This is a genomic window from Streptomyces chattanoogensis, assembly GCF_001294335.1.
GTDB classification, from domain to species: domain Bacteria; phylum Actinomycetota; class Actinomycetes; order Streptomycetales; family Streptomycetaceae; genus Streptomyces; species Streptomyces chattanoogensis.
Genome location: NZ_LGKG01000124.1, coordinates 43,497 through 65,858 on the forward strand (window position 1 = coordinate 43,497; position 22,362 = coordinate 65,858).

Annotated in this window: 20 protein-coding genes; 13 read left to right on the plus strand and 7 right to left on the minus strand. The window is 72.0% G+C overall.

Annotated elements, in window-relative coordinates; translation table 11 throughout:
- Positions 1 to 139: 139 nt before the first annotated feature.
- Both ADL29_RS15015 and ADL29_RS15020 read left to right on the plus strand, forming a co-directional pair.
- Positions 140 to 1,054, plus strand: coding sequence for a MurR/RpiR family transcriptional regulator (locus ADL29_RS15015; RefSeq protein ID WP_053924166.1), 915 nt, complete (start codon positions 140 to 142; stop codon positions 1,052 to 1,054).
- A gap of 132 nt (positions 1,055 to 1,186) precedes the next feature.
- Complete coding sequence (locus ADL29_RS15020) at positions 1,187 to 1,747, plus strand: hypothetical protein (protein WP_107094980.1); 561 nt, start codon at positions 1,187 to 1,189, stop codon at positions 1,745 to 1,747.
- Here the strand turns inward: ADL29_RS15020 and ADL29_RS15025 are convergent.
- From ADL29_RS15025 to ADL29_RS15045, 5 genes are all read right to left on the minus strand, one after another.
- Positions 1,744 to 3,156, minus strand: a complete 1,413-nt coding sequence (locus ADL29_RS15025; RefSeq protein WP_053924210.1) for a type III PLP-dependent enzyme domain-containing protein — start codon at positions 3,154 to 3,156, stop codon at positions 1,744 to 1,746. The two genes, ADL29_RS15020 and ADL29_RS15025, sit on opposite strands and share 4 nt — an antisense overlap.
- A 283-nt stretch (positions 3,157 to 3,439) precedes the next feature.
- On the minus strand, positions 3,440 to 4,375 hold the full coding sequence (locus tag ADL29_RS15030; RefSeq protein ID WP_078971015.1) for an ABC transporter permease: 936 nt from the start codon (positions 4,373 to 4,375) through the stop codon (positions 3,440 to 3,442).
- Positions 4,372 to 5,298: an ABC transporter ATP-binding protein gene (locus ADL29_RS15035; protein WP_245689422.1), complete on the minus strand. Its 927-nt coding sequence runs from the start codon at positions 5,296 to 5,298 to the stop codon at positions 4,372 to 4,374. The genes ADL29_RS15030 and ADL29_RS15035 overlap by 4 nt, the downstream gene beginning before the upstream one ends.
- A gap of 110 nt (positions 5,299 to 5,408) precedes the next feature.
- Positions 5,409 to 5,756, minus strand: coding sequence for a transcriptional regulator (locus ADL29_RS15040; protein ID WP_046927707.1), 348 nt, complete (start codon positions 5,754 to 5,756; stop codon positions 5,409 to 5,411).
- A complete protein-coding gene (locus ADL29_RS15045; protein ID WP_179954573.1) occupies positions 5,753 to 6,259 on the minus strand; it encodes a hypothetical protein in 507 nt (168 codons plus the stop codon). Before ADL29_RS15045 ends, ADL29_RS15040 begins: the two co-directional genes overlap by 4 nt.
- Before the next feature lie 270 nt (positions 6,260 to 6,529).
- On the opposite strand from ADL29_RS15045, the gene hutU reads away from it, so the two are divergent.
- From hutU to ADL29_RS15070, 5 genes are all read left to right on the plus strand, one after another.
- Complete coding sequence (gene hutU, locus ADL29_RS15050; protein WP_046927708.1) at positions 6,530 to 8,194, plus strand: urocanate hydratase; 1,665 nt, start codon at positions 6,530 to 6,532, stop codon at positions 8,192 to 8,194.
- Positions 8,191 to 9,429 carry an allantoate amidohydrolase gene (locus ADL29_RS15055; RefSeq protein ID WP_053924169.1) on the plus strand — a complete coding sequence of 413 codons (1,239 nt, stop codon included), beginning with the start codon at positions 8,191 to 8,193 and terminating at the stop codon, positions 9,427 to 9,429. The genes hutU and ADL29_RS15055 overlap by 4 nt, the downstream gene beginning before the upstream one ends.
- Positions 9,420 to 10,793, plus strand: coding sequence for a formimidoylglutamate deiminase (locus tag ADL29_RS15060; RefSeq protein ID WP_053924170.1), 1,374 nt, complete (start codon positions 9,420 to 9,422; stop codon positions 10,791 to 10,793). The genes ADL29_RS15055 and ADL29_RS15060 overlap by 10 nt, the downstream gene beginning before the upstream one ends.
- Positions 10,794 to 10,855: 62 nt before the next feature.
- On the plus strand, positions 10,856 to 12,097 hold the full coding sequence (gene hutI / locus ADL29_RS15065; RefSeq protein WP_245689416.1) for an imidazolonepropionase: 1,242 nt from the start codon (positions 10,856 to 10,858) through the stop codon (positions 12,095 to 12,097).
- Between the two features lie 78 nt (positions 12,098 to 12,175).
- Positions 12,176 to 13,462: an SUKH-4 family immunity protein gene (locus ADL29_RS15070; protein ID WP_053924171.1), complete on the plus strand. Its 1,287-nt coding sequence runs from the start codon at positions 12,176 to 12,178 to the stop codon at positions 13,460 to 13,462.
- 117 nt (positions 13,463 to 13,579) lie between these two features.
- Here ADL29_RS15070 and ADL29_RS15075 read toward each other — a convergent pair whose 3' ends face one another.
- Positions 13,580 to 14,581 (minus strand): RNA polymerase sigma factor SigF, encoded by a 1,002-nt coding sequence (locus tag ADL29_RS15075; RefSeq protein ID WP_053924172.1) that lies wholly within the window; start codon positions 14,579 to 14,581, stop codon positions 13,580 to 13,582.
- 260 nt (positions 14,582 to 14,841) lie between these two features.
- Here ADL29_RS15075 and ADL29_RS15080 point away from each other — a divergent pair, with 260 nt between their 5' ends.
- The 6 genes from ADL29_RS15080 to ADL29_RS15105 all read left to right on the plus strand — a co-directional run bounded on the left by ADL29_RS15080 (position 14,842) and on the right by ADL29_RS15105 (position 20,630).
- Positions 14,842 to 15,210, plus strand: coding sequence for an STAS domain-containing protein (locus ADL29_RS15080; protein WP_046927713.1), 369 nt, complete (start codon positions 14,842 to 14,844; stop codon positions 15,208 to 15,210).
- Between the two features lie 172 nt (positions 15,211 to 15,382).
- Positions 15,383 to 15,877: an ATP-binding protein gene (locus tag ADL29_RS15085; protein ID WP_053924173.1), complete on the plus strand. Its 495-nt coding sequence runs from the start codon at positions 15,383 to 15,385 to the stop codon at positions 15,875 to 15,877.
- A 269-nt stretch (positions 15,878 to 16,146) separates the two neighbouring features.
- Complete coding sequence (locus ADL29_RS15090) at positions 16,147 to 16,854, plus strand: LPXTG cell wall anchor domain-containing protein (protein WP_053924174.1); 708 nt, start codon at positions 16,147 to 16,149, stop codon at positions 16,852 to 16,854.
- A 178-nt stretch (positions 16,855 to 17,032) separates the two neighbouring features.
- Entirely contained in the window at positions 17,033 to 18,055 is a 1,023-nt protein-coding gene (locus tag ADL29_RS15095) for a COG1470 family protein (protein WP_053924175.1), read from the plus strand.
- Entirely contained in the window at positions 18,052 to 19,185 is a 1,134-nt protein-coding gene (locus tag ADL29_RS15100; RefSeq protein ID WP_425424243.1) for a hypothetical protein, read from the plus strand. The genes ADL29_RS15095 and ADL29_RS15100 overlap by 4 nt, the downstream gene beginning before the upstream one ends.
- On the plus strand, positions 19,185 to 20,630 hold the full coding sequence (locus ADL29_RS15105) for a hypothetical protein (RefSeq protein WP_053924176.1): 1,446 nt from the start codon (positions 19,185 to 19,187) through the stop codon (positions 20,628 to 20,630). The genes ADL29_RS15100 and ADL29_RS15105 overlap by 1 nt, the downstream gene beginning before the upstream one ends.
- 87 nt (positions 20,631 to 20,717) lie before the next feature.
- On the opposite strand, the gene ADL29_RS15110 is transcribed toward ADL29_RS15105, so the two are convergent.
- A complete protein-coding gene (locus ADL29_RS15110; RefSeq protein ID WP_053924177.1) occupies positions 20,718 to 22,247 on the minus strand; it encodes a peptide MFS transporter in 1,530 nt (509 codons plus the stop codon).
- Between the last annotated feature and the right edge of the window lie 115 nt (positions 22,248 to 22,362).

The window sequence follows — 22,362 nt, forward strand, 5'->3', positions numbered from 1 at the left end:
GGTCGGTCCGTACAGTCGGTCGGCACCGGTTCACACCACACGCGACACCGCACACGGAGCACGGCACAAGGGCCCTCCCGGGCCGGGAACAGGCCCCTGGGGGCGGGAACAGGCCCCTTCGGGCCGGGAAGAAGAGGCAATGAGCGGGGACGGGGTCAACGGCGGCACGGGCGAGGGCACCCGCACGGACACAGGTGCGGGCGTGGGTACGGGCGAGGCCGAGACGGGCACCGCCGCCCGCCTGCAGAAGCTCTTCGAGGGGCACCGGCTGACGCCCACCCAGCGGCGGATCGCGCACTGCATGGTCCGCCGGGCCGCCGACGCCCCGTTCCTCTCCAGCGTCGAGCTGGCCGAACTGGCCGGCGTCAGCCAGCCCTCCGTCACCCGCTTCGCCGTCGCGCTCGGCTTCGACGGCTACCCGGCGCTCCGCCGCCACCTCCGCGAGGTCGCGCCCGCCGGCAAGCCCGGTGACACCGGCTCGTACAACGAGTACCAGCAGGCCGTCCATGCGGAGATCGACAACCTCCGCCACCTGGCCGCCGCTTTTGCCGACCCGTCCCCGGTGATCGAGGCCGGCCGCCTCCTGGCCGCCTCCCGGCCGCTGCCCGTGCTCGGGCTGCGCGCCGCCACCGCCCAGGCCGCCGGCTTCACCTACTTCGCCCGCAAGGTCCATCCCGACGTCCGCCTCCTGGACGAGGGCGGCACCATGCTCACCGACCGCATCGACGCCGCCGTACACGCCGGCGCCACCGCCCTCCTCTGCTTCGCCCTGCCCCGCCACCCCCGCGAGGTCGTCGACGCCCTCGCCTACGCCCGCGAGGCCGGCCTGACCACCGCAACTGTCGCCGACAGCGCCTTCGCCCCCGTCGCCCACCACACCGACCTCCTCCTCCCCGCCCCCGTCGGCACCGGCCTCGCCTTCGACACGGCCTGCGCCCCGATGCTGCTGGGCCGCGTCCTCCTGGAGGCCATGTGCGACGCCCTCCCGGACGCGCAGGCGCGGCTGGAGGAGTTCGATGCGCAGGCGGTGGCGCGGGGGTTGTTCGTGGAGTGAGGTCGGGGTCGGTCACCCGTGCGGATGATGGTGGGGCCGCCCGGCGCTCCGGCCGCGGTCTCAGGGAATCCTCATCCGCGCTGGCTACGATCCGCCGCCGGTACACGTATGACGGGCATGAGGAGGTCTGTCGTGGGGCGTGGGGCGTATGCGCTGGCGCGGGTGGCGGTCATTGTGCGGGCGCCGGCCGGGTGGCTGTGGTGGTCCGGGCTGCTGGCCGCGGGTATCGGTGCGCTGGTGCCGGCGCCGGCCGGGCGGGAGATCGGGCTGCCGGCGGGGGCGGCGATGTTCGTGATCGCGGCGTTCGTGGTGTTCGGGGTGCGGCGACGGCGGTACGCGACCCTGGCCGACGGCGCCTCGCGCGCCGTGAAGGGGGCCATCCTTCAGGACCGCGCGGTCACCCTCCGCATCTGGCGGCGGGCGCACCGCTGGTGGCTGCTGCTCGCCTTCCTCGCCGCCGTCGGCTCGTCCTTCGCACTGCCCGCGGCCGGTGGCCTGCTGATGGCCGGTGCCGCGCTGGGCCTCTGGGGCAAAGCGCAGTGGCTGGGCCGCTGGGAGCGCGAGCAGGACGCGCTGCTGTGGGTGCGTACGGAGTCGGCGGCGCGGGGCGGGGCAGCGGGCAAGGGCGTGCGGGGGTATCTGACGACGGGGGCGGCGGCGGGCGACGCGGCACCGGGTGGGGCGCGCCGCTAAGGGTGCTCCTGGCCGTAAGGGCGTTCCCGGTCGCGAGGCTGCTCCTGGAGAAGTCCGCGGAGGGCGTCGGCGTGGGCCCCGCCGCTTTCCTCCGTGAGTTCGGCCAAGGTCTGCGGGGTGCGTACGGTCGCGAAGCGCACACTGCCGTCGGGGGCGGCCGTGTAGCCGTAAATGCCGGGCCGGGGGAGGGAGTTGTAGGCGAAGTGGTTCGAGAAGTAGTAGGCGCCGGTGTCGAGAAGGGCGGCGTGGTCGCCGGACCGCAGGAGCGGGAGCGGGCGGTTCTCGGCGACCAGGTCGCCCGCGAAGCAGCACGGGCCCGCGATGTCCTGGGCGACCGGCGCGCCGGTCTTGGGGAGGCCGTGCGCGTCGTAGGCGGCGACCCGGATCGGCCAGGCATCGGGCACGAAGACCGTACGGGTGGCGACCTGGGCGCCGGCATGGGTGACAGCGATGGGGCGGCCGCCCGCCGACTTCGCGTACTCGACGCGGGCGACGACCGTGCCGTGTTTGGCCAGCAGCGAGCGCCCGAACTCGGTGACGAGGCCATAGCGTCCGGACATCAGACCCGGGACGGCCGAGCGGAGCAGCGCGGCGTACTCGCGGAAGGTCGGGGCCGTGGCGTCCGAGGCGAAGTTGACCGGCAGACCGCCCCCGATGTCGAGGGTGTCGATCTGTCGCCGTCCGGCCCTCTCGTTGATCTCCTCCGCCAGATGGAACAGGGCCGACACCCCCGCGGCCATCAGCTCCAGCGGCATGCCCTGGGAGCCGACATGGGCATGCAGCCGGGTCAGCCACGGGCGGTCGAGGCAGCACCGTACGACCCACTCCCGGGCACCCTCGTCGCGTAGCCCCACACCGAATTTGGAGGTGTCGGTGGCGGTGCTCATCGCGCCGATGCTGCCGCCGCCGATCTGCGGATTGACCCGGAGGCCGATGGGGGCCTTGCTCGGCGCGGAGGCCATCAGTCCGTCGATACGGGAGAGTTCCTCGGGGTTGTCGGCGTTGACCGCGATGCCGAGCGCCAGGGCCTCGCGCAGTTCGGCGAGGGTCTTGGCCGGGGAGTCCAGGACCGTGTGCGCGGCCGGCACCCGCGCGGCGCGGGCCAGCGCCAGCTCCCCGGGGCTGGCCACCTCGCAGCCGAGCCCCTCCTGCGCGAGCAGCCGCAGCACGGGCACGAGCGAGGCGGCCTTCACCGCGAAGGCATGCAGGACCGGTGTCCCCGGCGCGGTGAACTCCTCGAACGCGGCGCGAAGTTCGGCCGCCGACCGCCGGATCCCGTCGACATCGAGCAACCCGGCGACGGGCTCGGCGGGCCCGACCAGCCCCTGCGCGACGGCCGCCCGTACGGCACGATCCCGGGCGGGGGCTCGCTGGGCATCAGTGGCAGCGGTGGCAGCAGTGGCGGCCATGGCGTGCGGGCCGCCGGTGGCGGGCGCGCTGCCCGCGGCGGGCGCACTGTCCGTGAGGTGAGCGCTGCCGGTGAGGTGCGCAGTGCCGGTGGTGTGAGTGTTGTCCGTGAAGGCTGTGCCGCCGGTGGCGTGGGTGCTGCCGCGGGCGGCCGCACCGGCCGCCACATGTGTGGGGCCGGGGAGGGGGCCTGTCACGGGCTCGTCCTTGGGGCCGGTCATGAGGCAACTCCATCACTGGGCGGGGCGTCGCGCCATCGGATGAGGGCACGACGCCACCGGACCGTTACACCGCCGCCCCGCTCAGCGCCGCCTTGCGGTGGCGCTCGCTCAGCCGGGAGCCGGACTCGCGACGGGCGGCGCGGCGCAGCAGGGGTATCGCGAGCAGGAAGCCGAGGACGGCCCAGGCGGTCAGCACCAGGGCGACCGTCGGCAGCTCCCAGGAGCCGGCCGGTTCCGCGACGCGTGCGGCGTCCGGCAACAGGGCCGCGCGCAGACCCTGCGCCATCCACTTGAGCGGGAAGACGGAGGCGATCTTCTGGACCACCTCGGGCAGGGAGCTCAGCGGGAACATCGCTCCCGAGGTGAGCAGCAGTCCCATCACCGGCAGCATGAGCAAAGCCAGCGCCTCGCGCGGATTGGGCAGTACGGCTCCGATCGCCGCGCCCAGCGGCACCACGGCCAGCAGCCCCAGCGCGGCCACCCACAGCAGCGTCAGCCAGCTGCCGGCGTCTCGCGGCAGCGGCCCGTCCACCAGCAGCGCACCGGCCCCCAGCAGGACGACGAGGGTGCCGAGCGCCATGGTGACCACCAGCAGCGACTTGGCCACCAGATAGGCCGGTATGCCGCCCGGCGTGGCGCGCAGGCGCAGCAGGGCGCCCTCCTCCCGTTCGGTCACCAGGATCTGGGGGAGAGTGACCAGGCCGATCTGGAACAGCAGATACGCGGCGAAACCCGCCAGGGACAGCTGGGCCATCGGGATGCGGGTGCCGGGCACGCTCTTGCTGAGGTTGGCCGCCAGCAGCAGGGCGACGACCACATTCACCAGGTGGCCGGTCATCTCCTTCCGGCTGCGGACCAGGTGCCGCAGCTCGATGCCGCCCCGGAGAAAGCCGGCGCGCCAGTAGCGGCGGGTGAGAGGGCGAGCGGGGACGGGGCGGACGCCGGGGCTGCTGTGCGGCGGCCGGGCGCCGGCCCGAGTCGTGGTCTGCGTGGTGGTCATGCGGCTTGCTTCTTCCCCCTGGTGAGCCCGTCGCCGGACCCGTCGCCGGACCCGTTGTCGGTCCCGTTCCCGTTGTCGTTCTCTGTGCCGGCCGTGGGGTCCGCCCCCTCGCCCCCGCCGTGCACCATGTGCAGATAGGTGTCCTCCAGCGTCGGCCGGCGGACCTCCAGGTCGGCGATCGGCCCGTCGGCGTCCCGGTGAAGGTCCCAGACCAGCCGGGAGGGGTCCTCGGTGCGCCGGCGGTGGGCCGTGCCGTCGTCGGCCGTCCAGCGGACCTCGGCCCGGGCGGCGGCGCTGCGGGCCAGTTCCGCGGGTGTGCCGTAGGCCCGGATACGGCCGCCGACCAGCACGGCTATCCGGTCGGCCAGCCGCTCGGCCTCCGCCAGGTCGTGGGTGGTGAGGAGGACCGTGACGCCCTCCTCGTGGGCCAGCCGTTCGACCAGGACGTGGAAGTCGTGCCGTGCCTCGGGGTCGAAGCCGGTGGTCGGCTCGTCCAGAAAGAGGAGCTCGGGGCGGCCGATGACGGCGAGCGCCACATCCAGGCGGCGGCGCTGGCCGCCGGACAGCTGCTCGATCCCCCGCCCGGCCTGCTCGCCGAGGCCCACCAGGGCCAGCGTCTCGGCCGGGTCGCGCGGATCGGGGTAGTACATGGCGAAGTGGGCCAGGAGCTCGCCGACCCGCCAGCGTTTGTGGTCCCGCCAGGACTGGAGGACCAGGCCGATCCGGGCGCGCCAGGCGTCGCCGCCGCGCTCCGGGTCCGTACCGAGCACCTGGACCTCACCGGCGGAGCGCTGCCGGAAGCCTTCCAGGATCTCGACGGTGGTGGTCTTCCCGGCGCCGTTGGGTCCGAGCAGGGCGAGGATCTCGCCGCGGTGGATGTCCAGGTCGATACCGTGCAGGACGCCGACGCTGCCGTACGCCATCCTCAGGTCGCGTACGCGGATGACGGGCTCGCCGGAGGCGGTGGGCCGGCCGGATGTGGTGGTGGGGTCGGTGCGGTCCGTCGGGCGCGCGGTCGCGCGCTCGGTCATCGTCATCGTTCTGCCTTTGCGTGTTCTTGCTGCCGGTCGCGCGCCGCCGCGGCGGGGCCCGCGCCCTCGACAATCGCCTGTAGTGCCGCCACGTGCCCCTCGAAGGCGGTGCGGCCCCGGGCGGTCAGCCGTACCTTCGTGCGGCGTTTGCGGCCGCCGCCCTCCTTGCGGATCTCCAGATAGCCGGCCTCCTCCAGGGTGTGCAGCTGTTTGGAGAGCGCGGAGTCGCTGAGCGAGAGGCTGTCCCGTATGAACGGGAAGTCGGCCCATTCCGTGGCGGCGAGCAGGGCGACCACCGACAGCCGGGTGGCGGGATGGATCAGTTCGTCGAATCCGGTGGGTGTGCTCATCGGTCCGCCCTTTCGTCGAGGGTTCTCGCACCGCGCCTGCGCAGGGGGCTGACCGCCCAGCGGTTCGCCGGGCCCACGAAGAGAAGGAAGCTCGCCGCCCAGAGGGTCGCCTGGATCACGCTGCCGTACGGCAGTGCCAGCGCATCGACCAGACGGCCGGACAGCACGACCGTCCCGCCGGAGATCACGCCCCCGGCAACGAACGTGGCACCGGAGCGCCAGCTGTAGCGCGAGCGGTGCAGCTGCACCCGGGTCCGGCGGCTGTAGGCCACGACGAGCGCGCCCATCGCGGCGAAGTATCCGACGAGCAGCAGCCACAGGCCCCATTTGGGGATGTCGAGCCCCATGGCGACCAGAAAGACCCACACGGTGGCCGTCATGGCGTATGTCGCCCGGGGATCGCCGGACGCGCGCTTCTCGACCTCGTCGTACACCCGCTCCTGCGGGACCCGGATGCGCTGAAGATCCTGCCAGGCCTGCTCGGCACTCACCGGTGCGCTCATGGTCATCGCCTCCCCAAGGCGGTTCCGGGCGCGGAGCCGTGGGCGGCGGCCGGCGCTCGGAGCGTTCTCGTCCCCGTTTACTTGCCCAGTAGGAAAGTTAGCGCAGACTTTCCTACCGGGCAAGTAAAAGATTCCGGACGCGGTGCGGTGCGCCGTGGCCGGTTCGGCGCGCCTCGCGCGGTGCCCGCTCCACCCCCTGTTGACTAGTGCTATTCAGTAACCCCAATATGTGAATAGCTCAATCCATTCGACGTCAGGGAGGCACGGCCCATGTCGGGACCGCGACCCGTGCGGGCACCGCGCGGTACGGAGCTCAGTGCTCGGGGATGGCAGCAGGAAGCCGCGCTGCGCATGCTGCAGAACAACCTCGATCCGGAGGTGGCCGAGCACCCGGACCAGCTCGTCGTCTACGGCGGCACCGGCAAGGCCGCCCGCGACTGGCGCTCCTTCGACGCCATGGTGCGCACCCTCACCACGCTCAAGCAGGACGAGACGATGCTCGTCCAGTCCGGCAAGCCGGTCGGCGTGATGCAGACCCACGAGTGGGCGCCGCGCGTGCTCATCGCCAACTCCAACCTCGTCGGCGACTGGGCCAACTGGGAGGAGTTCCGCCGCCTGGAGGCCCTCGGCCTGACCATGTACGGCCAGATGACCGCCGGTTCGTGGATCTACATCGGCACCCAGGGCATCCTCCAGGGCACGTACGAGACGTTCGCGGCGGTCGCGGCGAAGAAGTTCAACGGCACGCTCGCCGGGACGATCACCCTCACCGCCGGACTGGGCGGCATGGGCGGCGCCCAGCCGCTCGCCGTCACGATGAACGACGGCGTGGCGATCTGCATCGACTGCGACCCGCGCGCCATCGAGCGCCGCATCGAGCACCGCTATCTGGACGTGCGGGCCGACAGCCTCCAGCACGCCCTGCAGCTCGCCGTCGAGGCCCGTGACCAGCGGAAACCGCTCTCCATCGGGCTGCTCGGCAACGCCGCGGAACTGCTGCCGCAGATGCTCGCCGAGGGCGCCCCGATCGACATCGTGACGGACCAGACCTCCGCCCACGACCCGCTGGCCTACCTGCCCGTCGGCATCGACTTCGCCGATATGGCCGCCTACGCCGCGGAGAAGCCCGCCGACTTCACCCAGCGGGCGCGCGAGTCGATGGCTCGGCACGTCGAAGCCATGGTCGGCTTCATGGACGCCGGTGCCGAGGTCTTCGACTACGGCAACTCGATCCGCGGCGAGGCCCAGCTCGCGGGCTACGAGCGGGCGTTCGCCTTCCCCGGCTTCGTCCCCGCCTACATCCGGCCGCTGTTCGCCGAGGGCAAGGGCCCCTTCCGCTGGGCCGCCCTCTCCGGCGACGCCCGGGACATCGCCGCCACCGACAAGGCCATCCTGGACCTCTTCCCGGAGAACGAGTCGCTGGCCCGCTGGATCAAGATGGCCGGTGAGCGGGTCCACTTCCAGGGGCTGCCCGCCCGGATCTGCTGGCTCGGCTACGGTGAGCGGGACAAGGCCGGCGAGCGGTTCAACGAGATGGTCGCCGACGGGACGCTGCAGGCGCCGCTGGCCATCGGGCGGGACCACCTCGACTGCGGCTCGGTCGCCTCGCCGTACCGCGAGACCGAGGCCATGAAGGACGGCTCGGACGCGATCGCCGACTGGCCGCTGCTCAACGCCATGGTCAACGTCGCCTCCGGCGCTTCCTGGGTCTCGCTGCACCACGGCGGCGGCGTCGGCATGGGCCGTTCGATCCACGCCGGACAGGTCACGGTCGCCGACGGCACCCCGCTGGCCGGCGAGAAGATCCGCCGGGTGCTGACCAACGACCCGGGCATGGGCGTCATCCGGCACGTCGACGCCGGCTACGAGCGCGCCGACGAGGTGGCCGCCGAACGCGGCGTCCGTATCCCGATGCGCGAGGGCGAGGACGCGTGACCGCCTCGTTCCACGAGATGTGGGAGGAGTTGCGGCCGATCGGGCGCAACTCCTCCTCCGGGGGCTACCGCCGCCACGCCTGGACCGGCGCCGACGCCGACTGCCGCGCATGGTTCAAGGCGCAGGCCGAGACCCGCGGGCTCGCCTACGAGCTGGACCGCAACGGCAACCAGTGGGCCTGGCTCGGTGCGGCGACGTACGAGGACGTGGCCCCCGGCGACGCCGTCGTCACCGGATCGCACCTGGACTCCGTACCGGACGGCGGCGCCTTCGACGGGCCGCTGGGTGTGGTCTCCTCCTTCGCGGCGCTCGACGAACTCCGGCGGAGGGGAGCGGAGTTCGGCAAGCCCCTCGCCATCGTCAACTTCGGCGACGAGGAAGGCGCCCGCTTCGGGCTGGCCTGCGTCGGCTCACGGCTGGCCGCCGGCGCCCTGGGCACCGAGGCGGCGCACCAGCTCCGCGACGGGGACGGCCTCACCCTGCCGCAGGCCATGGAGCGCGCCGGATACGACCCCGAGGCGATCGGCCCGGACCCCGAACGGCTCGCCAGGATCGGCGCGTTCGTCGAACTCCACGTCGAGCAGGGCCGCGCGCTGGACCTTTCCGGTGACCCGGTCGGCATCGCCTCCGCGATCTGGCCGCACGGACGCTGGCGGTTCGACTTCCGCGGCGAGGCCAACCACGCCGGTACGACGCGCCTCGAGGACCGCCGCGACCCGATGCTCACCTACGCCGCGACCGTGCTCGCCGCCCGAGAGCAGGCCCGGCTGGCCGGGGCCCTGGCCACGTTCGGGAAGATCAGCGTGCAGCCGAACGGCGTCAACGCCATTCCCTCGCTGGTCAGCGGCTGGCTGGACGCCCGCGCCGCCGGCCAGGACACCCTGGACACCGTGATCGACGGGATCGAGCGTGCGGCCGCCGAGCGCGCCGCCCGCGACGGCGTGGACCTGACCGTCGTCCGGGAATCCTTCACCCCTGTCGTGGAATTCCAGCACGCCCTGCGGGACGAGCTGGGGGCGATCCTCGGCAAGACGGGGGAGCGGCCGGTACCCGTCCTGGGCACCGGCGCGGGACACGACGCCGGTATTTTGTCCGGGACCGTCCCCACGGCCATGCTGTTCGTACGCAATCCCACCGGCGTCTCGCACTCGCCCGCCGAAACGGCCACCGAGGACGACTGCGTCGCCGGAGTCACCGCACTCGCCGACGTACTGGAGGGGCTGGCGTGCCGCTGACCACGCAGGCGACACCGACGCAGACAGCACCGACGACGTACTGGCTCGAACATGCCTGGCTGGGCACCCATGTCGAGCCCGGCGTCGCCGTGGAGGTCGCGGACGGGCGGATCACGGCCGTACGGACCGGGACGGCGGCCCCGCCGCCCGGCGCCGTGGCGCTGCGCGGCCTGACCCTCCCGGGCCTCGCCAACGCCCACTCCCACGCCTTCCACCGCGCCCTGCGCGGCACCGTCCAGGTGGGCTCCGGCACCTTCTGGACCTGGCGCGAGGTCATGTACAGCGTCGCCGACCGGCTCACCCCCGACACCTATTACGCCCTCGCCCGCGCCGTCTACGCCGAAATGGCGATGGCCGGCATCACCTGCGTCGGCGAATTCCACTACCTCCACCACGCACCCGGCGGTACCCGCTACGACGACCCCAACGCCATGGGCGAGGCCCTGATCGCGGCCGCCGCCGACGCCGGTATCCGCATCACCCTCCTCGACACCGCCTATCTGTCGTCCGGATTCGGCGCCGCGCCCGACCGGCACCAGCTGCGCTTCTCCGACGGCACCGCCGACGCCTGGGCCCAGCGCGCCGACGCCCTCGAGGACGGCCGCCCGCACGCCCGGATCGGCGCCGCCATCCACTCCGTACGAGCGGTCCCGGCCGGCCAGCTGGGCACCGTCGCCGACTGGGCCCGCGCGCGGCGGGCCCCGCTGCACATCCACCTCTCCGAGCAGACCGCCGAGAACGACGCCTGCCGCGACGCCCACGGCCGCACCCCCACCCAGCTGCTGTCCGACCACGGCGCGCTGGGCCCGCGCACCACCGCCGTGCATGCCACCCACCTCACGGATGAGGACATCGCGCTGCTCGGCGGCTCCACCACCGGCGTGTGCATGTGTCCCACCACCGAACGCGACCTCGCCGACGGCATCGGCCCGGCCGCCCGGCTCCAGGCCCACGGCAGCCCGCTGTCCCTCGGCAGCGACAGCCACGCCGTCATCGACCTGCTCGAAGAGGCCCGCGCCATGGAACTCGACGAACGGCTGCGCACCCGCACCCGCGGGCACTGGGCGGCCGCCGCCCTGCTGCGCGCCGCGACCGCCGACGGTCACGCCGCCCTGGGCTGGGACGACGCGGGCGCCATCGAGACCGGCGCGCTCGCCGACCTCACCACGATCGCGCTGGATTCCGTACGCACCGCAGGACCGCTGCCCCGGCTGGGCGCCGAGACGGCCGTATTCGCCGCCTCCGCAGCGGATGTGCGGCACACGGTCGTGGGCGGCCGCCAGATCGTCCGGGACGGTGCGCACACCCTGGTGCCCGATGTGCCCGGCGCGCTCGCCGCATCCATCGCCGCCGTACGCGGCTGACGCCCACCGCCCGACGCCTTCCCCCCACGCGCCGTAAGCGGCCGAAGGAGAACACCCCCGCGATGACGACCGACACGACGACCTCCCCCAAGCTCTCGACTTCGCTCGAGCAGGGCGGTACTCGCCTCACGGCCTCCGCGCCCACCACCGCCATCACCCACATCGGCCAGCTCGTCACCAACGACCCCTCCCTCGGCGAAGGCCCCCTCGGTCTGATCCAGGACGCGGCCGTCGTCTTCGACGGCGACCGCATCGCCTGGGTCGGTGCATCAAGCAAAGCACCCGCCACTGACAACGCCGTCGACGCGGGCGGCCGGGCCGGCCTCCCCGGCTTCGTCGACTCCCACTCCCACCTCGTCTTCGCCGGCGACCGCACCGCCGAGTTCAACGCCCGGATGTCCGGCCGCCCTTACTCCGCCGGCGGCATCCGCACCACCGTCGCCGCCACCCGCGCCGCGACCGACGAGGCCCTGCACGCCAACGTCGCCCGCTACCTCGCCGAGGCGCTCCGCCAGGGCACCACCACCCAGGAGACCAAGTCCGGCTACGGCCTCACCGTCGAGGACGAGGCCCGTGCGCTGCGCATCGCCGCCGCCCACACCGACGAGGTCACCTTCCTCGGCGCGCACATCGTCTCCCCCGACTACGCCGACGACCCGGCCGGCTACGTCGACCTCGTCACCGGCCCGATGCTCGACGCCTGCGCCCCGCACGCCCGCTGGGTCGACGTCTTCTGCGAGAAGGGCGCCTTCGACGGCGACCAGGCCCGCGCCATCCTCACCGCCGGCCAGGCCAAGGGACTGGTGCCCCGGGTGCACGCCAACCAGCTCGGCCACGGCCCCGGCGTCCAGCTCGCCGTCGAACTCGGCGCCGCGTCCGCCGACCACTGCACCCACCTCACCTCCGCCGACATCGACGCCCTCGCCCACTCCGACACCGTCGCCACCCTCCTCCCGGGCGCCGAGTTCTCCACCCGCGCCGAGTGGCCCGACGCCCGCCCGCTGATCGACGCCGGCGCCACCGTCGCCCTGTCCACCGACTGCAACCCCGGCTCGTCCTTCACCAGTTCCATGCCGTTCTGCATCGCGCTGGCCGTCCGGGACATGGGCATGACCCCCGACGAGGCCGTATGGTCCGCCACCGAGGGCGGCGCCCGCGCCCTGCGCCGCACCGACGTCGGCCGGATCACCCCCGGCGCCCGCGCCGACCTCGCCCTCCTCGACGCGCCCTCGCACGTCCACCTCGCCTACCGGCCGGGCGTGCCGCTGGTATCGGCGGTGTGGCACAAGGGAGTTCTGGTCTGAGGGCCGCTGTCACCTGTGTGACCTCCGCCGGTCCGGCCCGCGCCGGGCATTGTCAGACCCTGCTGTCACCATGAATTCATGAGCACGGGGACTGCTGATCTGCTGGACGATCCGGCGCGGCTGCTGGGCACGGACCGGGCGGTGGTGCGGGCGCACATCGAGGGCCTAAGCGCTGCACCGCACGTCGGCCGTGAGGTCTTCCAGCAGGCCGAGGCGATATTCGGCGGCGCGGAGGTGCCGCGTGCGGAGTTCGCGTCGTGGTTGCAGTTCGCGGCGAAGGTGCTGGGGCACGAGGGGTACGCCGACCGGATCGCGGCAGCCGAGCCGGGGATGCCGTGGCGGACGGTGTGGGCGTGGTGGCGGCCGGTGGGGAAGTATGTGGCGCATCCGAACCTGACAAGCCGGGACACCCTTACCCTCGGGCGTCAGATGCACAATGGCCGCGAGCTCCTCCATGTGCACGCTGCCTGGGAGGACACCTGGCTCGATCTGGAGACCGGCGTGCAGGTACCGGCTCCTCCCGAGGAGGCCCGGGTTCCCCTGCCGCTCTACGGCGCACAGGGCGTGCCACGTCTGGACGAATGCGAACTGTCCGCGCCCGAGAGCTGGGACTCAGCCAGTCCGCTGGGCGGCGCGGACGGTCGGACACGGTATCTGGTGGACGACATCTGCGGCCTTGCGCTGCTGGAGACCGATGCGGCGGTGCTCCGTGACTGGCCGCGTGGCTGGATCGATGCCGAGTCGTCGGAGGAGGGCACACCCGGACGGATGCCGTTCTTCGCCGCTCCCCACGGCCCGCTCACCGCCGGGCGGGTGGATGATGCCTTCGCCCCCGTCAAGGTCGTCCGCATACCTGGCCACGAGCTGCCGGCCGCCCTCGAACACACCGCGAGCCGGGCCCATTTGCGGGATATCGGGCTTCCATCGTGGTGGGCATGTGGCATGACGACCTTCGAGCCGTGCCCGGCTCAGGAGATGACACCGCTCGCCGACGACGCACTGGGCCGCGTCGAGGTGCCGGTCGGCTTCGAAGCCTCCGACCTGCTGCCCCTCGGCTCCGGCAACCGGTGCGGCGTGCGCGACACGGTGTATCTGCACCGCCGTGCGGGCAGCGTCCATGTCAAAGAAAGTCTCGAACTCGTCCAACTCTCCCCGGACCTCGACCACTTCACCCGGGTCCTTGAGGGTGTACGTCGCTATATGAGCGCCTGTTGGTACCCGTATCCGGACGAGGACGCGTCGGGAAACTTCTTCACGGAGATGGATGCCCTCGCGCCGGGCACGGTCGATTCCGACGGACCCAGCGGGCAGGTGTGGCTGCAGTTCGTCGTCGGCATCACCGGCCTGAACGAGGACGGCTACTAGCCCCGCAAAGAGGAACAGGCCCAGCAGAGGAGGGCCCGTCCCGAGAAACCCTCGGGGCAGGCCCTCCTCTGCGCGGGCGGCTGCCGGCCGTGACGACCGGCGGCGTGACCGCGGCGGTCACTCCTCTACCATCAGCCCCTTGCGGAGCCTGCCGAGCGTGCGCGAGAGCAGCCGGGAGACATGCATCTGAGAGATGTTCAGCTCCTCGCCGATCTCGGACTGCGTCATATTGGCGACGAAACGCAGCGAGAGGATCTTGCGGTCGCGCGGCGGGAGTTCGGCGATCAGCGGCTTGAGCGATTCGACGTACTCGATGCCTTCGAGGCCGTTGTCCTCGTAGCCGATGCGGTCCGCCAGCGCGCCTTCGCTGTCGTCCTCCTCGGGCTGGGCGTCCAGCGAGCTCGCGGTGTAGGCGTTGCTCGCGGCCATCCCTTCGACGACCTCGTCCTTGGTGATGCCGAGGCGTTCGGCGAGCTCGCTCACCGTGGGGGCGCGGTCGAGCTTCTGGGCCAGTTCATCGCCTGCCTTGGCGAGATCCAGCCGCAGTTCCTGCAGACGCCTCGGTACCCGTACCGACCAGCTGGTGTCGCGGAAGAAGCGCTTGATCTCGCCGACGATGGTCGGCATCGCGAACGTCGGGAACTCCACGCCGCGGCTCAGCTCGAAGCGGTCTATCGCCTTGATCAGGCCGATCGTGCCGACCTGGACGATGTCCTCCATGGGTTCGCTGCGGGAGCGGAACCGGGAGGCCGCGAACTTCACCAGGGCGAGGTTGAGCTCGACCAGGGTGTTACGGACGTAGGCGAATTCATGCGTGCCTTCCTCGAGCGTTTCCAGCCGCTCGAAGAGGGTCTTGGACAGGGCCCGCGCGTCCACCGGGCCCACCTCGTCGAAGGGCGGGATCTCGGGCAGACCGTCGATCTCGGGCATCTCCGGCATTTCTGCGAGATCCGATGCCGCGGAGTCTGCATGGCCGGAAAGGGACTGGGCAGACGGCGACGGGGAAGGGGTCGCCTGGGAAGGGATGTGACCCGTCGCGTCGGGCAGGGGTGACGGGGGTGTCGACGAGGTGTGCTGCCGGGTGTCGTCGGTGCGCATTTCGTCGAGCCGGGGTGACATGTGTCCTCCATCGTTCTCGGCATATGGCTGCCGAAGCCTCTACGTGAAGCTGCGGTGTGCGGCGCCTCCAAAGCCGGCCGTTGCGGATGTGTCTCCATCTACGCCTACCTGGCTTTGCATGAAGATGGCAAGTACGTGTTGTCCATATCTCGGGCTATATGCCGATTGTTCGGCTACCCTCGCGCGAGGTTACGGCGTAGTGTTCGACAAGCGCAGTCATAAGCAATCAGACGCCGAGACAGCAAGAGGGGTGCGCGCGCATGGACCGCGGGACGGTCGGCAGTGCAAGCCGGGGCCGGCTGCATGTCGCGATCCGGCATCACGGCGCCAGCGCGGTGGTGACCGCGGCCGGTGAGCTCGATCACCACACAGCGGATCTGTTGCGTGAGTCACTGGAGGGGTGCGTGGATGACGGATATGCACGCCTGGTGGTGGACTGCTCACCCCTTGAATTCATGGATTCCACCGGACTCAATGTGCTGCTCGGCGCCCGCCTGAAGGCCGAGGCCGCGGGGGGCGGGGTCCATCTGGCCGGGATGCAGCCGGTGGTGGCCCGGGTCTTCGAGATCACCGGCGCGGAAGCGGTTTTCACCGTGCATGACTCGCTTGACGCGGCGCTGGCCGACTGACGTGACGACGGCGCCCGGATGCAGGCAATCCGGGCACGTAGTACGAGTCACAACTTCCGTACCCAAGAAGTGGGTGTTCTCACGGCCCGGTCGGGCAGGAGACATCTGAATCCGTTGCAATCAGTCAGTTATCTGTTTCCGTGAACAGGCGAATCGGTGAGGTGAAGCGCTGATGAGCACCACCCGGCCGTACCCGCCGGGCGTTGGCCCGGAGTCGGGTGGCCCGGGTGCTTCCGCCCCCCAGGCCGCCGTTCCGGCGGGCCAGGTCCGCCGGCTGCGCCTGGCGGGCACCCGGGGCGCCGTGGCACGCGGCCGTGACTTCGCCCGGCAGGCTCTGCACGACTGGGGCTGGCTGCCGGCCGCCAATGCCGATCAGCGCGCCGCGGCCGAGGATGTGCTGCTGGTCGTCTCCGAGCTGGTCACCAACGCCTGTCTGCACGCCGAGGGGCCGGAGGAGCTGCGGCTGCGGTGCACCGCCAAGGTGCTGCACCTGGAGGTCAGCGACCTGGGCGCCGGGTCGCCCGCGCCGCGCACCCCGCACCGTCCGGGCCGCCCCGGTGGCCACGGCATGTTCATCGTGCAGCGCCTGTGCCTGGACTGGGGAGTGGTACGCAACTCCGACGGTGCGGGCAAGACCGTCTGGGCGGAGCTCGCCGCGCCGTCCTGAAGGCCGGGCGGACGGAAGGTGATCAGCGCGGGCCCGCGGGGCCCGCGCTTTGTCGTCTCCGCCGTCTCCGCACACTCCGGTGGCCCTCTCGGGCGGCCTCTCCGGCGGTCTTTTCGGCCGTCTCTCGTTGTCCACGGCCCCGCGCCCGCTGCGATTCGGGGCTGTGATGTGTCTTCCTTCGGCAAGGCCCCGGGCGTACCTTGACGGCGAATCTGATGTGCCGTCAGTAATACCCGGCGGTGCGCTACCCGGGAGAAGGGGAGATCGAGGTGGCCCGCTTCTGTGAACCACACGGCAGCCGCCCGCGCCGTACGGCCGCGCTGGCCGCGGCCGTGGCAATGACGGCGGGATCCGCGGTGCTGCTCACCGCGCCGGCCGCACACGCCGAGGTCGTCGACGTCAATTACCAGTGCAAGACGCCGATCGGCAACAAGGGCGCGGTATCGCCCATCGACATCAAGTCCACCCCCGGCGGCGGTGCGTACAAGCTCGTCATGTCCTTCCAGAAGGGCGTCTCCTCCAGCCCCGTCGAACTGGGCAAGGGCGCCATGAAACCCAGTGCGCTGATCAAGCTGGGCGGCGCGGACAGCGGTACGGTGCCGGTCGCCGGGCCGCCCAACGACAAGGCGATACCGGCCAATACGCCCATCAAGATCAGTGACCTCAGCGGTACATACACCCCCAAGGCGAGCGGCAAGGTCACCTTCACCGCCTCCACCCTCACCATCAAGGCCCTGGGCACCACGACCACCTGCACTCCCAGCAACAACCCCGGGCCCTCGCTCACTCTGGACGTCAAGGGCTCGGGCGGCTCGGGCGGCTCCGGCGGGTCGGCCGCGGGCGGTTCCTCCGGCGGGCAGCTGCCGCAGACCGGGCCCGCGGACTCCGCGATCGCGCTCGGCACCCTCGGCGGCACGGTCCTGCTGGCCGGGGCGGCCGGCGGGCTCTGGCTGACCCGCCGCAGCCGGCACGCCTGACGCGGGGCGCGCCCGCCGCGTCCGTACGAGCACGACAGACGCTACGAGCGCGGCAACACACGCAACCAGCCCGGCAGCAGAGGCAACCGGCGCGGCAACAGACGCAACGAGCGCGCAACAGGCACGACGAGCGCACAGCAGGCACGACGAGCACGAGTCCGAGCACCAGGAGCCGCCGATGCCGTTCCGTACTCGCGCAGCGGTCAGTGGTGCGGTCCTTGCGGCCGCCGCCGTACTGCTGTGCCCCGCCCCCGCCGGGGCCCGGCCCGCCGCACCGGGCTGGTCCGCCGCGCCCGCGCCCGGCGGCGGCGCCCGCCCCAGCCCGCAGGACCGCCCGTACTTCTATCTGGAGGGCGCGCCCGGAACCGTGCTGCGCGACCGGCTGTTCCTGAGCAACCCCTCCGGCCGGGCCGTCACCCTGCGGCTGCGCGGCTCCGGCACCGGCTCGTGGCTCGCGCTCGCCGCGAAGGAGGTGACGGTCCCGCCGCGCACGCGGGCCGGGGTGCCGTTCACGGTGACCGTGCCGCGGAACGTCACCCCCGGCAACCACCCCGGCGCCCTCATCGCGACCGGCCGGGGCGGGCAGGCCCGGGTGCCGGTGTATCTCCGGGTGACCGGGCCGGCGCTGTCGGCGCTGACCGTCGAGGACGTGTCCGTGGGCGGGGGAGGGGGCGGCGCCGCGGGCGGGGGCGGTCCGGCGGTGATCCGGTATGCCCTGGTCAACAGAGGAAACACCGCGCTGCGGCCGAAGGTTGCACTGCGCGCCGAGGGGATCTTCGGCGAGGTGCTGCGGCGGGCCGCCCGCGCCCTGCCGGGTGAACTGCGGCCCGGTCAGCGCATGGAGCGCACCGAGAAATGGCCGGATCCGCCCGGCCTGGACGCGGTGGAGATACGGGTGACCGCGACGGCGGAGGGCGGGGCCCGCGGTGCCGCCTCGGCGACGTATACGGCGGTCCCGTGGGGCGGGGCCGCGGGCGTGGCGGCCGTCCTGGCGGCGGGGGCGGGCGGCTGGACCGTCGTACGGAGGCGGCGTACGGCACGGGAGACGGGCCCGACGGTTCCGCGTGACGGGAGTGGTACCGCTCAAGTGGCTCCCGGTGGAAGGGAATTGGCGATTACGGGATCGAGGGCGGGCGCGGGGCGGCGGGCGGAAACGGCCACGGGATCGGGATCGGTACCGGGATCAGGAGCGCGATCGTGAACGGCGAGACGGCTACGACGACGGCCCCCACCACAACCACCCTCACCACAGCCACAGCCACTAGACCCACCACACCCACCACACCCACCACACCCACCTCCGCGAGATGGGCCGCCGCCCTCGCGCTCTGTCTCGCCGCCCTCGTACCGGCCCTGCTCCCCGCCGCCTCCGCGTACGCCACCGCCGGCGGCCGCCCCTCCGTACAGGTCTCCGAGAAGGAGGCCGGCAAGGGCGGCACCATCACCGTGACCGGCCGCGGCTGGCGGGCCGGAGCCCTGCTCACGCTGCTGATCTGCGGACAGAACATGATCGGCGGCACCAATGCCTGCGCCAACGGTGACGGACGCGCCGTCACCACCGACGCGCACGGCGCCTTCCGCAAGCGCCTCCCGGTCGCCGAACCGCCCAAGCCCTGCCCCTGTGTGGTGCATGTGGCGACGGTGACTGGTGCGCCGAAAGCCGCCGATGCCGCGTTCAAGGTGGCGGGCCACCCCGTGGCACCGCTGCCCAAGGAGAGCACCGGCGGACGGCTGACCGTCCTCGCGGCGCCCCGGCTGGCGGGCAGCAGCGGACTGCTGACCTGGTTCGGCGCGCCGCCGCAGCGCGAGCTGACCCTCACCGTCGGCAACGTCGGCGCGGCGCCGGCCCGGAACCCGGTCTTCCGGGTGGGCACCTCGCATGGGGTCTTCGCACCCGAGTGGGAGGACCAGCAGTGGCGCGGAACCCTTCCCGCCGGACAGAAAGCCGAGGTCAGGCTGCCGGTGGAGCTGGCCGCCGGGGCACACGGGGACTATCTGGTCTCGCTCGAGTACGGCGGCAAGATCCTGGTCGAGCAGCCGTGGGGGGTGGGCCGCCCGTGGGGCGTGACGCTGTTCTGGGTGCTGCTGTGCCTGGTGGTCCCGACGGCGGTGTTCCGTATCGGGATGGCGATCGTGGACCGGATCCGCCCGCGCCGCCCGGCCCCCGCCCCCGGCCGCCGACACGCCGCCCGGCCCGGCACACGACGTACCGCAGCACCAAGCGTGACCAGGAGCGCCGGCGACAGCGCCGGGCTGCCGTGGTTCACCCCGGACACCGCACCGTCCACCACCACATCAACCGAACGACCCACGTCGAAAGGTTCCGCGTGATGACGCTGATGAGGCTGAGGAGACAACGCAGGAGGGCGGGTGTGGCCTCGGCGGCCGCGCTGGCGCTCGCGGGTGCGGGTGTCCTGGCCGTGGCCGGGTCCGCCCAGGCGGCGGACGTGTCGTACAAGACGGAGTGTCTGCCGCCGCCGATATCCGGGCTGCCGCCGATCGAGGGCACCACGAAGGTGGCGGTCAGCGCGCCCGCGACCGCGAAGGTCGGGGACGAGATCACGGTGGTCTGGAAGACGGTCGAGGCGGCCTCCAAGAACCCCGACGTCCTCGATCTGGGGGAGAACACCGTCCAGCCGACCGGCACGGTCAAGGTGGCCGGGGCACAGACCGGCGAGCTGCCCGTGGAGGGGCCGCGGCAGAATCCGCCGATCCCCAAGGGCGCTCCGATGAAGCTGTCCGACATGACGGGCAAGCTGAAGCTGGAGAAGCCGGGGGAGGTCACGCTGACGCCGGGCTTCTACAACATCAACGTCAACAAGCCGATCTCCACGGACACCAAGTGCTCGCCCAAGGAGACGGTGCAGCCCGCGGTCACCATCAAGGTGACGGACGGCGGGGGCGACTCCGGCGGCACCACGAGCGGCGGTACGACCAGTGGCGGGACAACCGGCGGCGGTACGACGAGTAGCGGTACGACCGGAGGTGATTCCACCAGCGGCGGCACGACCAGCGGCGGCACGACCTCCGGTACGGACACCGGCGGCACCACCGGCGGCGGCTCGACCGGCGGTAGCGGCGGCGACCCCGACGGCACCGCGTACCAGGGCAAGGAGATCAAGGTCCCGTACGCCTGCAAGACCCCCATCGGGGACAAGAAGGCGACCTCGCCGGTGCAGATCGACGCCGTGAAGAAGGGCGGCAGCTACGACCTGACGGTGCAGTTCAAGAAGTCCGTCATGGACAGCCCGGCGGACATCCCCAAGGACTCGGTCAAGCCGTCGATGGACGTCAAGGTGGGCGGCGCGGACAAGGGAACGGTCAAGGTGGAGGGCCCGACCAACGCCGAACCCATCAAGTCGGGTGACCCGATCGAGATCCCCGATCTCAAGGGCACGTACAAGCCGGGCGCCACGGGCAGGACGACGCTGACGCCGGGCGTGCTCACCGTCAACGCGCTGGGGACGACCACGACCTGCACCCCGGAGAAGGACCCCGGCCCCTCGCTCACGCTGGACACCTCGGCGCAGCCGGGCGGCACGTCGGGCGGTACGTCCGGTGGGGCGTCGGGTGGGTCGTCGGCCGGTTCGACGGGCGGCGCATCCGGGGGAACGGCCGGTGGCGCCGCCGGCAGCACCGGTGGCACCGGCGGCCTCGCCGACACCGGCGCCGGTGACCGCGGCGCCCTGACCGCCCTCGGGCTCCTCGCCGGCACCGCCGTCCTGCTCGGCGGGGCGGTCTTCAGCTTCACGCCGCGGCGGCACCTGCGCCGCTGACCTCCGCCACGACGAAGGCCCCGCCGCACCAACCCGGTGCGGCGGGGCCCTGTGCCTCGGCGGAGACGCCTCAGCTGCGCAGATGTGTCAGTGCACATCCCCCATGAGCGCCTCGATCTTCTTGCGGGACGTGTACACCGCGATTCCGGCGAGCAGCGCGATGGCGGCCTCGGCCGCCACCACAGGCGGACCGCTGAGGTCCGCGCCCGCGGTGGAGAGCAGCGAGGTGACACAGTCGCCGGCCGTGACGGCCAGGAACCAGACGCCGAGCATCTGGCTGGCGTACTTCTGCGGTGCCATCTTCGTGGTGAGCGACAGGCCGACCGGGGAGAGGCAGAGCTCACCCATCGTCTGGACCATGTAGATGCCGATCAGCCAGGCCGGGCTGGCCTTGCTGCCGTCCGCGGTCAGGTTCATCGCGTAGGCGAAGACGATGAACGAGAAGCCGATCAGGACCATCGCCATGGCGAACTTGACCGTGGTGCTCGGCTCGCGGTGACGTCGGGCCAGCTTCAGCCACAGCGTGGCGAAGACCGGGGCGAGGGCCATGACCCACAGCGGGTTCACCGACTGGAAGAAGGAGGACGGGAAGCCCATCCCGAAGACATGGTCCGTGGTCTTCTTCTCGGCGAAGGTGGACATCGTCGAACCGGCCTGGTCGAAGATCATCCAGAACACGGCGGCGGCGACGAAGAACCAGATGTAGCCACTGACCTTGGTCTGTTCCGGTTCAGTGAGCTCCTTGTCGCGCTTGATGCGGACCAGCACGGTGATCGGGATGGCCAGGCCCAGCAACGTCAGCGGGAGGACCACCCAGTTCATGGTGAAGCTGCCGGTGCCGAGGACGATGCCGTAGAAGACCACCGCGACGGCCAGCCAGATCAGGCCCTTGCGCAGCAGAGCGCCGCGCTCCTCGGCTGCCAGCGGGGACGGCACCGTGCTGCTGACCGGCGACAGGTTGCGGCTGCCCAGGAGGAAGAACGCCAGGCCGATGCCCATGCCGGCGGCGGCCATCGCGAAGCCGAGGTGCCAGTTGACGTTCTGGCCGACATAGCCGATGGCCAGCGGGGCGGCGAAGGCGCCGATGTTGACGCCCATGTAGAAGATCGTGAAGCCGCCGTCCCGGCGCGGGTCCTGCGGCCCGTCGTAGAGATGGCCCACCATCGTGGAGATGTTGGACTTCAGCAGTCCGGAGCCGATCGCGACCAGGGCGAGACCGGCGAAGAAGGTCGCCTGGCCCGGCATGGCCAGCACCAGGTGGCCGGCCATGATCACGCCACCGGCGATGGCGACGGTCTTGCGCGGGCCCCAGATACGGTCGCCGATCCAACCACCGGGCATGGCGAGCAGGTACACCATCGCCACGTACACGGAGTAGATGGCCACCGCGTTGGCCTCGGGGAAGGCGAGGCCGCCGCCCTGGCTGCCGGGCTTCGCGTCGGGGCCGCCGGCGATCAGGTACAGGACGAGCAGGGCGCGCATGCCGTAATAGCTGAAGCGCTCCCACATCTCGGTCATGAAGAGAGGGGCCAGTCCGCGGGGGTGGCCGAAGAAGGTTTTGCCGCCGTTGGCAGGGTTCCCCTGCTGGGCTGCGCCCTTCGTCAGGCTGGACGCCATGGTGAGTCCTTGGTCTGCTCGGGACGCGTTCGATGAGTCGTTACGCGCCCGGGTGGGGGATGACCGGCACCGGCGTGGACATGCCCGCCCCCACGTCCGGGGGGTCGACACCGCA

What these genes read in the sequence shown, in the direction of transcription:
- ADL29_RS15095 (WP_053924175.1), top strand. Translation starts at nt 17,033, where the DNA reads ATGCCGTTCCGTACTCGCGCAGCGGTCAGTGGTGCGGTCCTTGCGGCC.
- hutI (WP_245689416.1), top strand. Translation starts at nt 10,856, where the DNA reads ATGACGACCGACACGACGACCTCCCCCAAGCTCTCGACTTCGCTCGAG.
- ADL29_RS15030 (WP_078971015.1), bottom strand. Translation starts at nt 4,375, where the DNA reads ATGACCACCACGCAGACCACGACTCGGGCCGGCGCCCGGCCGCCGCAC.
- ADL29_RS15105 (WP_053924176.1), top strand. Translation starts at nt 19,185, where the DNA reads ATGACGCTGATGAGGCTGAGGAGACAACGCAGGAGGGCGGGTGTGGCC.
- ADL29_RS15075 (WP_053924172.1), bottom strand. Translation starts at nt 14,581, where the DNA reads ATGTCACCCCGGCTCGACGAAATGCGCACCGACGACACCCGGCAGCAC.
- ADL29_RS15110 (WP_053924177.1), bottom strand. Translation starts at nt 22,247, where the DNA reads ATGGCGTCCAGCCTGACGAAGGGCGCAGCCCAGCAGGGGAACCCTGCC.
- ADL29_RS15015 (WP_053924166.1), top strand. Translation starts at nt 140, where the DNA reads ATGAGCGGGGACGGGGTCAACGGCGGCACGGGCGAGGGCACCCGCACG.
- ADL29_RS15045 (WP_179954573.1), bottom strand. Translation starts at nt 6,259, where the DNA reads ATGAGCGCACCGGTGAGTGCCGAGCAGGCCTGGCAGGATCTTCAGCGC.
- ADL29_RS15035 (WP_245689422.1), bottom strand. Translation starts at nt 5,298, where the DNA reads ATGGCGTACGGCAGCGTCGGCGTCCTGCACGGTATCGACCTGGACATC.
- ADL29_RS15085 (WP_053924173.1), top strand. Translation starts at nt 15,383, where the DNA reads ATGAGCACCACCCGGCCGTACCCGCCGGGCGTTGGCCCGGAGTCGGGT.
- ADL29_RS15040 (WP_046927707.1), bottom strand. Translation starts at nt 5,756, where the DNA reads ATGAGCACACCCACCGGATTCGACGAACTGATCCATCCCGCCACCCGG.
- hutU (WP_046927708.1), top strand. Translation starts at nt 6,530, where the DNA reads ATGTCGGGACCGCGACCCGTGCGGGCACCGCGCGGTACGGAGCTCAGT.
- ADL29_RS15080 (WP_046927713.1), top strand. Translation starts at nt 14,842, where the DNA reads ATGGACCGCGGGACGGTCGGCAGTGCAAGCCGGGGCCGGCTGCATGTC.
- ADL29_RS15070 (WP_053924171.1), top strand. Translation starts at nt 12,176, where the DNA reads ATGAGCACGGGGACTGCTGATCTGCTGGACGATCCGGCGCGGCTGCTG.
- ADL29_RS15025 (WP_053924210.1), bottom strand. Translation starts at nt 3,156, where the DNA reads ATGGCCGCCACTGCTGCCACCGCTGCCACTGATGCCCAGCGAGCCCCC.